Genomic DNA, 14951 nt, shown 5'->3' with positions numbered 1-14951 from the left:
GCTGCTTAAACCAGATTACAGCGACAAGGGGGGAGCAAAGGGAGCCGACCTGGCTTTAAATCTGCTGCGCCTTTTTGTAACTGTTTTCTACAGACAGTGGGCATTCTGACGGTATGGCTATGCTCTGTAAGGCCCCTGCTAGTTCTTTTGGTGTCTAGGGCTGCTCTCTCTGACCCAAGGCTAGATTTCACACTGTTGACCCTAGCTGTTGCCAATGCGGTCTTCATTTCACCTCACTCAAAAATTCATCGGATTTATCCTGCTGACCAGTATTCTGCCGCTCCTAGCGGTTGGCATTTCCTCTTACCGAGTTTCCAGCAGGACCGTGCAGACAGAGGCAATAGAGTACACGGCAGAATTAGTGGGTCAGCAGCGGGAGTACCTTGAGCTGCAGCTCAAGCAAATTGAGAGCTTGATTACCAATATCTCTGGGGTAGATGCCATTCTCGATGCTTTGGGAGAAGGCTCTGCTTGGGAAGATGCCTACGCTAATCTCGCAACTCAGGCCCGGATCGGCTACATTCTTAGCGGCTATACCAGCCTTGAGGGCCTGGTTTCCATCGACATTTTTACGGCCAAGGGAAATCGCTATCACGTAGGCGATACTCTCAACCTTTCCAATGTGCGCAATCAGCTCAAGCACCGCCTCTTTCTCCAGGCGTTAGCACAGGATCGGCAGGTTGCCTGGGTTGGCATCGAGGATAACGTTAACGCTAGCTCCAGTGCCGCTAAAGTGGTGACCGCCGCGAAGGTGATTTACACCGCTTCTCCCCAAGCTCAGCGCTCCGAGCCTACGGCCATGATTTTGGTCAATTACAGCGTGGACTACCTGTATCAGCACTTCCAGCAGATCCAGCTGAGACAAGGGGCCTACCTGCTGGTGATAGATGCCCAAAACCGCATTATCTACCATCCTGATAGGCAGCTTTTGGGCCAGCCTATCCACTCGGCATTAGCGGCTCTGATGCACCAGGATCAGGGAACTTTCATACAGGCTGTCGATGGGCAAGACATGCTGATGACCTATGCCCGTTCACCGATGAGTGGCTGGGTCGTGATCAACATGCTGCCGGTAAAGACCCTGATGGCTCCAGTAGCAGCGATTCGGCGAACAACGCTGCTGGCTTTAGGGTTGTCTTTTAGTGTGCTGCTCGCTGCTGCCTGGGTGGTCTCGGTTCGAGTGGTGCAGCCAATTCGTCAGCTCACCCGGCGCTTTGAGCAGTTTCAGCAGGGCGGCTCTGGCTGGAATCGGCCCTTACCAGTACAGGGCAAAGATGAAATTGCTGAGCTGATCCTTTGGTTCAATGCTTTTTTGGAGACTTTAGCGGCTCGTCAGCAGGCTGAGGTGGCGCTAGCTCAAGCCAAGGAGGTTGCAGAGACGGCTAACCAGGCTAAGACCCGGTTTTTAGCTAATATTAGCCATGAACTGCGGACGCCGCTAAATGCCATTTTGGGGTTTATGCAGGTGCTCGGAAGCGATCCCCACACTACTTCCAGTCAGCGGGAAAGCCTAGCAATCATCAACCAGAACGGGGAGCATTTGATTGATTTGATTAATGATGTGCTAGACATTTCCAAAATTGAGGCGGGCAAAGTCACTCTCCAGGAACAGGTGGTAGATTTTGATGGCTTACTGAAGTCGCTGATGGATTTGATAAAGCCAACCGCACAGAACAAGGGGTTGGAAATGGTGTGCGATCGCACCTATGAGTCGACCTTCGACCCTCGTCTACCATTCTCAATTTCCAACCAGCCTCCACTACCCCGCTACATCAAAACCGACGAGGGTAAGCTACGCCAAATCTTGACCAATCTTTTGAGCAACGCCATCAAGTTTACTGAGACTGGCCGGGTCACCTTCCGTATTAGGGCTTTGCCGCTAGCGCCTAAACCGGCAGTACCCGCCTTTGCTGCCTCGGATCTGCCGCTCTGGCAACTGCACTTTGAGGTAGAAGACACTGGCTTTGGGATCGCGGCGGCAGAGCTAGCAACCCTATTTGAGCCCTTTGTGCAGACGGCATCTGGACGACGCTCTCAGCAAGGAACAGGGTTGGGCCTCTCCATCAGTGCCCGTCTGGCTAAGATCATGCAGGGCGAAATTACGGTCAGCAGTACTGTTGGCGTCGGTACCTGCTTCACGCTAGATTTGCCAGTTCAAGAAGCTCAGGCAGTGATGACGACGGCTGCTTCCCCACAGGCCGTTGCCCTGCTCAACCAACAGCAAGCTCAGCGGGTGCTGGTAGTAGATGATGCCAGACTCAACCGTAGAATTTTGGTCAAAATTTTGGGCGATCTGGGTTTTGAGGTGCAGGAAGCAGAGAACGGTCTGGAGGCGATCGCCCTCTGGCAGCAGTGGTCGCCCCACCTGATCTTGATGGACCTACAAATGCCGGTGATGGATGGCTCCGAAGCGACTCAGGTGATTCGTCAGAAGGAGCGCACCCTAACCCAAGAAATCCGTCTGGCTATCCCTACAAGCAGCGCTGTCCCAGCTCCGGCCAATTGCCCTTCGACCGTGATTATTGCGGTAACGGCCCATGCCTTTGAGGAAGATCGGCAGCAGGCAATTGCAGCAGGCTTTGATGACTTCTTAAGCAAGCCCCTGCGCCGCAATCTACTGTTAGAAAAGATTGCCGAGCATCTGCAGGTTCAATACTGCTATCGCGAAGTTGAAACCAGAACCTAACGCCATCAAAGATGCTCAAGATTGCTTCCGACCTTGACAAGTTTCGAGAAGGCTCAGCCAGTTTTCGCCTTAGTGGGCAAAAGCTGCTGTTGGGAGCCCTGCTTTTGATTAATTTAGGCGCTGGCGGTTGTCAAAGAGACAACCCATCGCTGCCCCTGCTTGAAGAAACCTCCTCCAGCCCCATAGAAGCCGAGCGAAACCCGACTGAGGTGGTCACGGTTGCTCTGGTCATGAAAACGCTGACCAACCCCTTCTTTATCGAGATGGAAAAAGGGGCACGGCGGGCTGAGCAGGAACTGGGGATTGCCCTGATGGTGAAAACGGCGGCTCAAGAAACTTCAATTGAGCAGCAAATTAACATTATTGAGCAGCTGATTCGAAATCAGGTAGATGCGATCGTGATTGCGCCAGGAGACTCTACAGAGCTGATTCCGGTGCTAGAAGAAGCGCAGGACGTAGGAATCACCATTATTAACATCGATAACCGGCTTGACCCTAGCCGATCTGCTGAACTGGGCCTCAGCGATGTCCCTTTTATCAGCGTTGATAATAGCCAGGGAGCTTACCTCTCGGCAAAATATATCAGCGACCAAATTAAAGCTCCTACCCAGGTCGCCATTTTAGAAGGCATTCAAACTGCGCAAAATGCCATCGATCGCAAGCAGGGAGCACAGCGGGCTTTTCAGGAAAATCCCAACCTCACAGTTGTGGCCGAAACCTCTGCTAACTGGAAAATCGACGAGGCCTATGAAGCCGCCCGCCAAATCTGGCGAGAGCATCCTGACATTGAAGCTATCTTTTGCGCTAATGACATGATGGCTCTAGGCGTATTGCAGTATCTGTCTGAAACCCAGCGTTCTCAGGTGCTGGTGGCCGGGTTTGATGCTCTAGAAGAGGCAAAGGCCGCTATTCGGACGGGACGAATGGCGGTGACCATTGATCAACAGGCTGCAGAGCAAGGATACCTAGGCGTTCACTACGCTGTACAGGCGATGGCCGGGAAGCGGCTGCCGGCAGAGACCGTGGTGGATGTCGAGGTCATTACTCGAGAGACCTTACCTTAGTAGGAAGCTAATCGATGGATTTTGATGTGAAGCGTGAAAAGCCGCTTCTCAGGGGGTAGAATCACAGCACTTCTCTGGTCGCCTGTTTATGTTGCGTCGCCGTCTTTCCCCGTTGTTACCGCTTGATCCGGTGCAAGACTGTAGCGAGATCTGCCGTCAGATCGCTGGGTATGAGTTTCCTTGGGATGTCACAAAAGCATTAGAAATAGCGCTATTTCGAACTTTTTGTGTGCCCAGTGTGGGCAAACTGCTTGATGCCACTGGCGAGTTTCACCACCATCCCCAAAAGCGCTACGACGATACTGGGTTAATCATTTCCAGCATTTTGAAATGGGGCTATGACAGTGAACAGGGACAGGCTGCTATTGGGCGCATGAACCGCATTCATGCCCACTTTCCCATTAGGAACGAAGACTATCTCTATGTGCTCTCTACCTTTATCTATGAGCCTATTCGCTGGATTGAGCGATTTGGCTGGCGGCAACTGAGTGAGGGGGAAAAGCAGAGCTTGTTTCAGTCGTGGCTACACGTTGGGCAGCAGATGGGCATTCAGGACATTCCGGCTACCTACGACCAGTTTGAGCGGTTTAACCAAGACTATGAGACTCAGCACTTTCGTTATTCTGAGGCGACTCGACGTGTGGGTGAGTCTACCCTAACTTTATTTCTCAGCTGGTTCCCGGCTTTCTTACGACCCGCGCTAAAGCCGGTAGTTTATGCCCTATTAGATGATGTGATGCTGGCAGCCTTTGGCTTTCCTGCTGCCAATCCCCGACTGCGGCAGCTGCTAGAAACGTTGCTGCGCTGGCGCGGACGAATTTTGCGGTATCTGCCGCCGCGCAAACGGCCCTATTTCTATGTTGATATGCCCCAGCGCAGCTACCCTCAGGGCTACACCCTGGAAGATCTGGGGCCGCCTGCTTTGTTGCGATCGCTCAACCGCTCCTCAGGCAGTGAGTAAATCTAATTTAAAGATGGCTAGTCTTGACTACGGGCTGGTCGGCCTAGGGTTGTGATGTAGATAACTGCCTCATCTACAGGAATGCCCAGTACTTCGTTTACCTGATCATCAAAAAAGCCACCAATGCCGCTCACCCCTAGCCCTAGGCGAACGGCGGCCAGGTTCAGCCGTTGTCCCAAGTGGCCCGCGTCCATGTGCAGGTAGCGATACACCCGGTCACCGTATTTCCCAATTGCTGTCTTGAGGTCTGCCGTGTGAAAAAGCACTGCTGCCGCATCGCGGCCCAGATCCTGGCCCAGACAGAGAAAATGCAGTTCGCGCCGGAAGTTTTTAAAGCGAATTTGGCGCAGCTCCTGGCTTTTGGGCGCGTAATAGTAGCAGCCCTCGTCTAAGCCCTCTACGCCAGAAACGGCAATAAAGGTTTGCAGCAGGCTCAGATCGAAGTAGTCGGGGTCGCCATCAAAGCCCTGACTGATGTAGTGCTGAGGCTGGTAGGTAAAATCTAGCAGCGCTCTAAGCTCGGCTAGGGTAAGCTCGGCCCCACTGTAACGACGGGTTGAGCGCCGTTTGAGAATTGTCGTTTCGAGATCCTGCAGATCCTCGCCCCAGTGTACCGGAGCGGTTGTGGTTGAAACTTTCAGGCAGAAAGGAATGTTGTACTTGTCTTCTGGCAGGGTTGGCTCTGGGTCGACGGCTGAACGGGTTTCCCAGGCCAGATTCTGAGTGGCGGGGGGAATCTGGGTGCACTGGTGGAAATAGCTCAGCAGCTCGCCATCGGCCAGGGTCGGAAACTTGGTCTCAGTAGGTGCCGCCAAAGCCGATGAGCAGTGGGGTAGATTTTGCTCTACTTCCAGCAAATCTGCCAGGGCCAGCACAGCAATTACGCCCTCTTCATCGGGGTTGAGATAGAGCAACTCGTTGAGTGCCTGATCGACGAATCCGCCGATTAGATGGGGGCGGTAATCTGCCGCCGCTCCAGCTAACTCTAAGTTGCCTAAAATATGGCCGCTATCGAGAAAGATCCGTCGGTAGGCCCGATCTTGGTAACGCCAGGCCGACCGAAAAAACACGGCACTCGCCACCAGAGCCAGCTGGGTTGACTCTAGGGCTGGGTGCCAGAAGCAGGCTGCCTGCAGTTCCTGCCACAGGTGAGCATCCCAGTAGCGCCAAAGGCTGTGGGTACGGGCCTGATAGTTGTACAGTCCGGCGGGTAGCAGAGAAGTGCCCCTAGACACGATGTAAAGCTCAGCCGGGTAAAGACCGCCTGCGGAGGGGGCCGCCCGCAGGTAAAACGTGTCGCCTGCAGCAGTCGGCATTTTGGCGGTGAGGCCGTAGCTATTGATGAGGAGGTGAGACAGACGGCTCCACCAGGCGATATCGGCCGGCAATTCGCCAGTTGCAGGTGCATCGTCTAAGTACGGCTTGAGGTCAATCTCGCTGCCCAAGCGGTAAGCCTTGAAGGGATAGGGCTGGTGAGAAAAATCAATGCCCTGGCTTTTAGCCGCAATGGTGGCAGGGTCGTACTTAGTGCGTTTGTGGTAATGCTCAGCAATAGATACCAGGGCTTCGGGCATACTCCTCAACAGGTTAAGACGGGGTAGCAGAGCAAACAGGAAAGGTTTTCTTCCTTACCTATTGTCCTCCCTAAATCTTGACATTGGTATGTCAAAGGGCTCTTGAGGCGAAACCTAAAAATAAGATTAATCACCCATTGTTACGGAACGTAAAGCTTATACAGTAGTCATCTGAAATCAAGCTGAGCAAGAATACTTAGCTGGATCTAAAGAAACTACAGGATCGCCAATACAGTGCAGTTTATGAGAAGGGTGGCTTGAAGAGCTACCGAGTGGGTTGACAGGTGTTTATGCAGCGATTGAGTCGAGAAGAATTGCTAACCGCATTCCGGTCGGGTCGCCGCCAGTTCAGAGAATTGGATTTGTCTGGCATTGACCTATTTCAAGAAAATCTACGAGGGATTGACCTAGAACGGGCGCTCTTGCAGGACGCCTACCTGCCTTATACCAATTTGAGTCAGGCTAATCTGAGGGAAGCTGTGCTGCTGCGATCGCAACTCGGTGATGCTCAGCTCTATGATTCAGATCTGTCGCAGGCCGACCTGAGCGCGGCTGCCTTGATGCGGGCAACGATGTGTGGCTGTATGCTCCAGCAGGCCAGCTTGCGAGGAAGTAACCTAGATGGGGCCGATCTGCGAGGAGCTGATCTGCGGGGAGCCGACCTGCGAGGGGCATCGCTGGTTAAGGCGAACTTAGAGGGAGCCCTTTTGCAGCAGGCCGATCTGCGGGGCTGCAACCTGTTTCGAGCAGTGGGGGTAGCGCTGGAGGAGGGGGTGTGCGATCGCACCACCATCTGTCCCGACGGGCACCGCCACAGTCTCTAGGCCGCCCATTTTCCGGCAGGTCTAACCTAACCGTCTGAAGTATCAGGTATCCTAGGCGTATTCCCTAGAACCGCCTTGGGGAAGGTACTTCTGTGGGGTGAAACCCCCGGATTCTTGAGCAGACTACTCTTAAGGGGTATGGTCAGTCTCTGGCAATCCGACTACTCAGCTAAGGAACCGCCTAATGAGTCAGCCGCGTTCTCCTCTGTTTTCGTTAATTCCTCGCCCGATGCTGATTCTGACGCTGATGCTGTTGAGCGGCAGTGCAGCTAGGGCCGAGGCATTACCGCTGGAGGAGCCATCGCCGCTGCTGGCCCAGGCGATTACGTCCCAAGAGCGGGCCGAGCTAGCGCAGATTCGGCGAGATGCCGACGTGGCCTTTAGCCGTGCCACGACCCTGTTTGTGGTGCTGCTGGGCACCCTGGTGCTGCTGATTGCTATCGGCATGATCATGCTTTGGCTGATGCGGCGCTCAGTCATCCAAGAAGTCTCGGCAGTGGTGCGCACTCAGCTCGAAGAGATGACCGACCTAGAGACTAAAATTCGGGTTGCTACCCGCGAGCTAGACGACATTCTCCGCGATGCCCAGGAAATGGCCCAGACTCTGGAAACCCGCACCGACCGGTTCCAGGAAGATGCTGCCACCAAAAAGCAGGTCTTGAACCGTCTAGTAGACGACCTGGCCGAATTTAAAGCCCGCACCCTAAATGACTGGCAGTCTACCCTGAGCGAGCTGCAGGTAAAGCTGCAGTCGGCTGAAGCTGATTTTGTCGGCTACATTTCGGGTCTGCGGCAGACGGCAGACGACCAGGTGACCAGCCTGCGCAAAGAAACCCAGGGCCAGCGAGACAGCGTCTTGCGAACTATGGAAGACGGTCAGGCAACCTTTGCTCGCGATCTCAATCGGCTCCGCAGCGATGCCGAGATCCAGCAGGAAGCAGTGATTCAGAAGCTGCAGCACACCGAATCGCTCTTTGCCGACCAGGTGGGTACCCTCTCGATCAGCGTAGAAGATGAGCGCAATCGGGTACTCGAAGCGCTCCATGCCCTGAAAAATCAACTCAACCCCCATCTCGAACAGCTCAAGGCCGAAGCCACTGGCGAGATTGAACGGCAGAAACACCAAATCGCCGAGCAGCTAGAGACCCAAAAGGTTCAAAGCCTAGAAGCCGTTCGCACCCAGCAGCAAGACTTTACCGCTCAAGTTGCCGAGCTGCAGGCTAGCGCCTACGGCCACAAAGACTTGGCCCTACAAAATATTGAGCGCTCCATCAGCGACTTCAATCGCCAGTTTTCTCGCCTGAAGGAAGATGTAGAGGGCCAGAAGTCGAAGGTGCTGCAGACCCTACAGGGTTCGACCGACAGCTTCATGCTCCAGTTCACAGGGCTTAGAGGCGATATTGAGCAGCGCAAGAATGGCCTGTTGCAGGAGCTACAGCAGGCGGCGGAAGAGGCAATGGGCCGCTTTGCCACCCTGCGAGTAGAAGTCGATGCCCGCCGCGACAATACCTACGACGACCTGCAGCGGATCACGCTAGACGTGCAGCGTCAGCTAGACAACATCCGAGGCGAGGTAGACGGTCAGAAATCGGGCCTGTTTCGAGATCTGGAGGAAGCTGCTAATGCCTTCACCCAGCAGATCAATGCTCTGCGAGATACTACCGGCGAGCAACGAGACCAGATCTTGGCTAACCTGCAAAGCCTGGAGCGTGACTTCACAGTGCAGCTGGCTCAGGTGCGCGATGCGGTATTTGGCAAACGCGATCGCGTTCTCGACAAAATCGAGTCCTTTGATATGCGTCTCAGCGCTGACCTGCAGTCTCTAGAGTCGGACAAAAACACCCGCCAAGAAGCTGTGCAGCAGCAGCTAGAACGCCTCTTGCAAGAAGCCACAGGCCGCATTGAACAGCTACAGGCCGACATCGAAGCCGGACGCGAAGCCACCCTAGGCGATCTGTCTCAGCTACAGCGGGCGTACCAGCTGCGGCTAGAGGCCATCCAGGCCGAAGCCCAGGCCCAAAAAGAGGAGATTATGCGGCGGCTGGGCGAAGTCACGCCCCAGTATTTGGCTGATTCTTTTGTCAGCGAGGCCCAGCAGCGGTTTGACGATCTCACCGATAAGCTAGAGCGCCTGCAGACCAACCGGCCTCAGCTTTTCCTTACTGCCGACGAGCATATTCAATCAGGCAATCAGTTCCTGCAAGAGGGCCGCTACGATGAGGCTGTCAGCGAATACGACCGAGCCCTCGATATTCAGCCCATCAACGTCGAGGTCTGGCTAAACCGGGCTAAGGCCCTAGAGGAGCAGGACAAGCTAGAGGACGCGCTGGCCTCGCTCAACAGTGCTCTAGAACTCGATACCGCCAATATCTCTGCCCTCTACCAGAAGGGGCTGCTGCTGCGAGAGCTGCGCCGCCCTGAAGAAGCCTTAGAGGTCTTCAATCGACTGAGCGACCTGCAGCCCGACGATGCTAGAGTCTGGCTGAATCAGGGTATGGTGCTGAGCCGCCTGAAGCAGCGAGAAGAGGCCATTGTGGCCTTTGACAAAGCCCTGGAGCTAAACCCGGAATACCACGAAGCTTGGGTTAACCGAGGCGTGTCTTACGGCATTTTGCAGCAGCATGAGGAAGCCTTTAAGTCCTTTGATCGGGCAGTGGAGATTCAGGCGAATGATGCGATCGCATGGCTCAACCGAGGCCTCTCGCTAATCGAGCTAGAGCGCTACGACGACGCCCTCAGCTCCCTCGACAAAGCCACTCGCTTTAACCCCGACTCGGCCAAAGCCTGGGACAACCGAGGCTATGTGTTGGTGAAGCTAGGCCGCGACGAAGACGCCATCAAGAGCTTTGACAAAGCCATCGGCATCGACCCCGACTACGCCAAAGCCCACTACAACAAAGCGCTTTGCTACGCTCTACAAAAAGAGTTTGACGTGGCGCTAGAGTCTCTGCAGCAAGCTACTCGCCTCGATCCTGACTATAAGGAAGAGGCCCGTACCGACCCAGCCTTTGATGAACTCTGGGAAGACAGCTGGTTCCGCGAACTGGTGGAGAAGTAAACACCCTGCATATTGTTAAGCTGCTTTTGAGGAATTCGATTACTCGCTTTCCACCGCGTCTCTCTCGGGAACCTGTGTGCCAGAAACGTGCTTCAAACCCCAGGCAGTAATTACCTTTAGGACAGGACGCAAGCTTTGTCCCTTTTCAGTGAGTTGATAGTTCATTCGGCGGGAGTGGTTACTGTAGGGTTGCTTCTCTACAAAACCCAATTCCTCAAGCAGTTTAAGTCGGCTTGACAGAATGTTCGTTGAGATTCCCTCGGGGGATTCCAAGAACTCTTCAAAACGTTGCTTGCCAAAAAACATCATGTCTCGAATGACAAGCAACGTCCAGCGATCGCCAACCAGATCTAGTGTGTTGGCAATCGGGCAGGGCGAGCGCTTAGGTTGAGTCATAGCGGGATGCAGTGTTTACTTACTTGCATTTTACAAGCTATATCTGTTAACCTGACTCTGTAAATTTTATATTGCAAGTTAAAAGCTAAATATGGATTCATCGGTTCAAAAGCAGAAGTGTGGGGTAAAACTCCGCAAATGTAGCTTTGTCTGGCTAGTGCGGGCAGGAGTTGTCGCATGAGCACTCAGGTTCAAGAGCGGGTTGTGGTCACGGGGATGGGGGTAGTTACCCCAATTGGGCTCTCGGTTGACGCCTTTTGGAAGGCGATGATGCGCGGGGAAAGCGGCGCTGCACCCCTTACTCGCTTTGATGCAAGCTCTTTCAAAACTCGCTTTGCTTGCGAGTTGAAAGGGTTTGATCCCCTAAGCTATATGGACCGCAAGCAGGCTGCCCGGCTTGATTTGTTTTGCCAATACGCATTGGCGTCTACTCAACAGGCTGTTGAAGATGCACAGCTCAATTTTGCGGAGGGCTCGCAGGAGGAGCGTAATCGAGCCGGGGTCGTGTTTGGTTCTGGAATTGGCGGATTACAAGTCCTTGAAACGCAGGCCAAAGTGTTATTAGAAAAGGGAGCCAATTCGTTATCGCCTTTTATGATTCCGATGATGATTGGCAACATGGCTCCCGGTATGATTGCTATGCAGCATGGATTGAAGGGGCCTAATCATGGCGTTGTGTCTGCCTGCTCTACGGGGAATGACGCTATCCGAGATGCGCTACTGCTGCTGCGACAGGGATATGCTGACGTGATAGTTTGTGGTGGCAGTGAAGCCCCTATTACGCCTTTAGGTGTAGGGGGATTTTCGGCAATGCGGGCGCTCTCTACTCGAAATGACGCCCCTAAAACGGCGAGTCGTCCCTTTGACACAGATCGCGATGGGTTTGTGATTGGAGAGGGAGCAGGAACGATAATACTGGAAACGTTGAGCCACGCCCAGGCAAGGGGTGCAAGAATTTATGCCGAAGTTTTAGGCTTTGGTGCGTCCTCTGATGCGTACCACTACGCTGCTCCTGATCCGACTGGACAAGGGGTGATTTTAGCCATGCAGCGGGCGTTTCAAGATGCAAAAATTGCTCCTGAAAGCATTGATTACATCAATATGCACGCGACATCAACACCGTTAGGAGATGTGGCAGAGTCAAACGCAATCAAACAAACTCTTGGGAAGCACGCCCATCAAATAAAACTTTCTGCAACCAAAAGTATGACTGGCCATTTACTAGGTGCGGCAGGGGCAATCGAAGCGATCGCAACTATCTTGGCAATACAGTACAACGTTATTCCACCAACGATTAACGTGAAGTCTCTAGATGCAGATTGTAATCTCGACTACACGCTTGGAGAACCTCAGGCAAGGGAAGTGAACGTAGCGTTATCCAATGCTTTTGGCTTTGGAGGCCATAACACGACAGTTGTCTTTCAAAGATTTTTGCCAGCCAACTAGGGCAGCCTTGGAATAGGGTCTTCTGGTGGTGTCAACACCTTCGGGCAGCGTCAGGGATTGCGAGTCCTGTGTCTATGCTGCCGTAGCGACAGCTTAATGACAGCGCATGGAGTAGCTGTGTTTGTACGTTAGCTGTATGGCAGAGATTGCTTTCTACTTAGGATGCTTTCTCATTCCAAATAGCAAAGCATTCGTAGGCTGAGTCGCTTGAGAAGGTAAGCGTGGTGCTTAAAGGTGATCTACAAGACCCAATAGCTTAAGCGAACAACCTAGCGGCATTTGGGGTTGTTGAGTTGCGCTGCGCTTGACCCAACGTGCCGGTTCTGGTGGGTTGGACTGCTACAACGTCCTTTTTGAGGAGCTTTTAGCGGAGATTGTCGGGTGGGTAAAGTGGAGCGCTAATGAGATTTGCTTGCAATAGCTTGACAAAGGGATTCATTGCGCGCTTAAAATTGTTGCAATTGATTTTCAACAAGCGCCCATGAAACCTGATGTCGATGTCCTCTGGTTAAATTCGAGCCTGAGTCTTCGGTGCCTGCATAGGCCGTTGCTGCGGGAGTTGTCTTACCGGCTTAAGGTGGCCCAGTGGGACTATTATCAGGAGCTAGATGAACCGGCAACGCTGGCAGTGCCGCTGACTCTGCTTCACGACTACCTGAAGGGCTTGAGCCATCCGGTTCATCTAGCAGGGCACGGCATCAGCGGGGTGTTGGGGTTGCTTTATGCTCGGCAGCATCCCCGTCACGTCAAATCCCTAACGCTGCTGGGGGTGGGGCCGCATCCGGCAGTGTGCTGGCAGTCTCACTACTACATGAATCGACGGCTGCTCTGTTGCGATCGCACCCTAGTCCTCTCCATGCTGGTAGCTCACCTGTTTGGCGAGTCAGTCCGGCCCCTGGCGCGCGAGCTGGCCTGCCGCCTGCAGTCAGCTCTGGAAGAAACGCCCTCGCCCCACTCCCTGCTGGGCGACGGAGAGATCCCGCCGGGAGACTCACCCGTGCCCCTGCTGGTCTGTGGCAGCCAAGACGATGTGGTGATTCCCTCCGAAACCTTGACCCATTGGCAGCATTGGATCAACCCTTACCGGGGTGACCAGATCTGGCAGTGCCCAGAAGGGCGACACTTTTTTCACTACTTTCAGGCAAAGGCGGTCAGTCGGGCCATGCTGCAGTTTTGGCAGTCAGCTGCGATCGCACCTCTAGAGCCGCTGCAGTGCCGTTAGGCGATCCTATTCCACCCAACGTCTCAACAGATTAGCCACGCTTTTTGAAAGCAAATCAAACTCATCGCTCTTGCCAGATTGGGCAAACAGGCTGCGCCTTACCGTTTCCAGATCAAACAAAATCTCCCGCTGGCTGGCGTCTCTCACCAGGCTTTCCACCCAGCCGACGATGACCAGGCGCTCTCCGCTGGTAACCGGATCAACCCGGTGTAGCGTAGTGGAGGGGTAGAAAAGGGCAGTCCCCGCCTCTAATTTATAGGTCGTTTCGCTATCCGCCCCCTCAATCACCAGTTCTCCCCCCTCATAGGCCGCAGGTGAGTTGAGAAAAACGGTAAAGGAGACGTCTGAGCGCAAAAAGGAACTGCCGCCCATGAGGGCGTTGTCGGTGTGGCGGCCATACGCCATTCCAGGCGTATAGCGGCTAAAGAGAACCGAATGCACCACCTTGGGCCTCACGGCGACTTGAAATAGGGGATTGCGTTCTAGCGCCGTTTGCAGAAGGCTTTTGAGCACCTCATAGGTATTGTCTTGGCGGGAAAGCTGCTGATTATTCTTGACTAGCTTGGCGTGCCAGCCCGCAGTCAGCTTGCCGTCAATAAATTCTGACTTGGCTAATTTGGAGGTGATTTGCTCTAGCTCCTCTGGAGTGAGCAGGCTCGGGATTTTGAAAATCATGGGCGGCTTTGGCGATGCGTTAAAAATTAGGTGCCTGGAGTAAGTCCTTTGTAGCGAAGGCAGAGCGCTTTGGCTCATCTATCTGAACCCAAAAGCGCAATGAGGTTTTTCTCAGTGCAATAGAAAAGTCCGACTGAAGATCAGCCGGACGTAAGGAGCAAACAGGGAAAGAGGTACTAGCTTTGCAGCTCAATCTCGGAGACAAGACCGTTCACGACTTCAGGAGACTTAACCGGAGTGGCCGGAGGCGTGACTGAAGGCCAAGCTGCTTTAAGTTCTTCCAAGCTGGCTGAGATAGTTTCATGAGCCTCGGGATCAGATTGGCTCATCTCGTCGGCAATGGTTTGGTAAAGCTGGTCAGCATAGAGCACAAAGCCTCTAGAGTCTTGATACTCGATGACTTCGACAAATTCGTTATTGGCGATCGCAGCTTCATACTCTGCGGCTGCGGTTTGGAGCGTGCGGTTGATTACCGCCATGACAAACTCCGGGGATTGGCGCTGGTCTGCGGGAATGGCTGCGATCGCACCATCAATTGCGCTTACCGAGGCCTTGAACTGTTCGGGCATTTGGGCGCTGTCGGGCGCAGACTTAGACAGGTCATGCAGTTCGGTCAAGGTGCCCTTGAACTGAGGCACGTTACGCTCTGACAGCTGCGTTTCAACGTCGCCATAGAGTTCATCTACTGGGTGGCCAATGTGGGGCTCGGCCTGCTCGGGCTGGCCTGCGGCCATCAGTTCTTCAGCCACCATTAGGTGTCCCTTCATGAGCGCCAGTACGGTCATGTAGTCTACGTCGGGGTCGCCTGAGGCTCCACCTTCACCGCCCTCACCGCCCTCGCCACCCTGCCCCGGAGTCGTTGCCGCAGAATGGGACATATCTGAATGAGAAGAACCGTCACTGACTTCGCTGTCGCCGGGGGCTGCTCCCCCACAGGCTCCAATTGTGGCCGCTAGCCCCACTGATAGAAAGAGGTCAATGGGCTTGAGTCGCTTCGCCATGTTAGTTGAGAAATTATTTCAAGAAATCAGATGTCGAACCAGAA

11 protein-coding genes are annotated in these 14951 nt (G+C 53.9%); 7 read left to right on the top strand and 4 right to left on the bottom strand.

The features are described 5' to 3' along the window. Window positions 1-214: 214 nt before the first annotated feature. The 3 genes from H6G13_RS05770 (at window position 215) to H6G13_RS05760 (ending at window position 4711) form a co-directional block, all read left to right on the top strand. Window positions 215-2686, top strand: coding sequence for a hybrid sensor histidine kinase/response regulator (locus H6G13_RS05770; protein ID WP_190482205.1), 2472 nt, complete (start codon window positions 215-217; stop codon window positions 2684-2686). Between the two features lie 11 nt (window positions 2687-2697). Then, window positions 2698-3750: a sugar ABC transporter substrate-binding protein gene (locus H6G13_RS05765; RefSeq protein WP_190482204.1), complete on the top strand. Its 1053-nt coding sequence runs from the start codon at window positions 2698-2700 to the stop codon at window positions 3748-3750. Between the two features lie 88 nt (window positions 3751-3838). After that, entirely contained in the window at window positions 3839-4711 is an 873-nt protein-coding gene (locus H6G13_RS05760; RefSeq protein ID WP_190482203.1) for an oxygenase MpaB family protein, read from the top strand. 17 nt (window positions 4712-4728) lie between these two features. Here H6G13_RS05760 and H6G13_RS05755 read toward each other — a convergent pair whose 3' ends face one another. Beyond that, a complete protein-coding gene (locus H6G13_RS05755; protein ID WP_190482202.1) occupies window positions 4729-6285 on the bottom strand; it encodes a SagB/ThcOx family dehydrogenase in 1557 nt (518 codons plus the stop codon). Between the two features lie 290 nt (window positions 6286-6575). Here H6G13_RS05755 and H6G13_RS05750 point away from each other — a divergent pair, with 290 nt between their 5' ends. Together H6G13_RS05750 and H6G13_RS05745 are read left to right on the top strand one after the other, a co-directional pair. Further along, window positions 6576-7109, top strand: coding sequence for a pentapeptide repeat-containing protein (locus tag H6G13_RS05750; protein WP_190482201.1), 534 nt, complete (start codon window positions 6576-6578; stop codon window positions 7107-7109). A gap of 184 nt (window positions 7110-7293) precedes the next feature. After that, window positions 7294-10167: a tetratricopeptide repeat protein gene (locus H6G13_RS05745; protein ID WP_190482200.1), complete on the top strand. Its 2874-nt coding sequence runs from the start codon at window positions 7294-7296 to the stop codon at window positions 10165-10167. Between the two features lie 39 nt (window positions 10168-10206). Here H6G13_RS05745 and H6G13_RS05740 read toward each other — a convergent pair whose 3' ends face one another. Then, window positions 10207-10563, bottom strand: coding sequence for a helix-turn-helix domain-containing protein (locus tag H6G13_RS05740; RefSeq protein ID WP_190482199.1), 357 nt, complete (start codon window positions 10561-10563; stop codon window positions 10207-10209). Window positions 10564-10740: 177 nt separating this feature from the next. Between H6G13_RS05740 and fabF the strand changes: the two genes are divergently transcribed. Further along, the gene (fabF, locus tag H6G13_RS05735) at window positions 10741-12009 is read left to right on the top strand and encodes a beta-ketoacyl-ACP synthase II (RefSeq protein ID WP_190482198.1); all 1269 of its coding nucleotides are present in this window, start codon (window positions 10741-10743) and stop codon (window positions 12007-12009) included. Between the two features lie 481 nt (window positions 12010-12490). Beyond that, window positions 12491-13231 carry an alpha/beta hydrolase gene (locus tag H6G13_RS05730; protein WP_190482197.1) on the top strand — a complete coding sequence of 247 codons (741 nt, stop codon included), beginning with the start codon at window positions 12491-12493 and terminating at the stop codon, window positions 13229-13231. Window positions 13232-13237: 6 nt separating this feature from the next. On the opposite strand, the gene H6G13_RS05725 is transcribed toward H6G13_RS05730, so the two are convergent. Then, window positions 13238-13906 (bottom strand): Fe2+-dependent dioxygenase, encoded by a 669-nt coding sequence (locus H6G13_RS05725; protein ID WP_190482196.1) that lies wholly within the window; start codon window positions 13904-13906, stop codon window positions 13238-13240. Between the two features lie 176 nt (window positions 13907-14082). Continuing rightward, window positions 14083-14907: a hypothetical protein gene (locus H6G13_RS05720; RefSeq protein ID WP_190482195.1), complete on the bottom strand. Its 825-nt coding sequence runs from the start codon at window positions 14905-14907 to the stop codon at window positions 14083-14085. Window positions 14908-14951: the final 44 nt, after the last annotated feature.

Origin of the sequence: Pseudanabaena sp. FACHB-2040 (assembly GCF_014696715.1) — a bacterium.
In the GTDB taxonomy this organism is placed as follows: Bacteria; Cyanobacteriota; Cyanobacteriia; order Phormidesmidales; family Phormidesmidaceae; genus JACVSF01.
The sequence above is the reverse complement of the archived record's forward strand: the minus strand, read 5'-3'. Positions and strand labels throughout refer to the sequence as shown.

What these genes read in the sequence shown, in the direction of transcription:
- H6G13_RS05770 (WP_190482205.1), top strand. Translation starts at nt 215, where the DNA reads ATGCGGTCTTCATTTCACCTCACTCAAAAATTCATCGGATTTATCCTG.
- H6G13_RS05765 (WP_190482204.1), top strand. Translation starts at nt 2,698, where the DNA reads ATGCTCAAGATTGCTTCCGACCTTGACAAGTTTCGAGAAGGCTCAGCC.
- H6G13_RS05760 (WP_190482203.1), top strand. Translation starts at nt 3,839, where the DNA reads ATGTTGCGTCGCCGTCTTTCCCCGTTGTTACCGCTTGATCCGGTGCAA.
- H6G13_RS05755 (WP_190482202.1), bottom strand. Translation starts at nt 6,285, where the DNA reads ATGCCCGAAGCCCTGGTATCTATTGCTGAGCATTACCACAAACGCACT.
- H6G13_RS05750 (WP_190482201.1), top strand. Translation starts at nt 6,576, where the DNA reads ATGCAGCGATTGAGTCGAGAAGAATTGCTAACCGCATTCCGGTCGGGT.
- H6G13_RS05745 (WP_190482200.1), top strand. Translation starts at nt 7,294, where the DNA reads ATGAGTCAGCCGCGTTCTCCTCTGTTTTCGTTAATTCCTCGCCCGATG.
- H6G13_RS05740 (WP_190482199.1), bottom strand. Translation starts at nt 10,563, where the DNA reads ATGACTCAACCTAAGCGCTCGCCCTGCCCGATTGCCAACACACTAGAT.
- fabF (WP_190482198.1), top strand. Translation starts at nt 10,741, where the DNA reads ATGAGCACTCAGGTTCAAGAGCGGGTTGTGGTCACGGGGATGGGGGTA.
- H6G13_RS05730 (WP_190482197.1), top strand. Translation starts at nt 12,491, where the DNA reads ATGAAACCTGATGTCGATGTCCTCTGGTTAAATTCGAGCCTGAGTCTT.
- H6G13_RS05725 (WP_190482196.1), bottom strand. Translation starts at nt 13,906, where the DNA reads ATGATTTTCAAAATCCCGAGCCTGCTCACTCCAGAGGAGCTAGAGCAA.
- H6G13_RS05720 (WP_190482195.1), bottom strand. Translation starts at nt 14,907, where the DNA reads ATGGCGAAGCGACTCAAGCCCATTGACCTCTTTCTATCAGTGGGGCTA.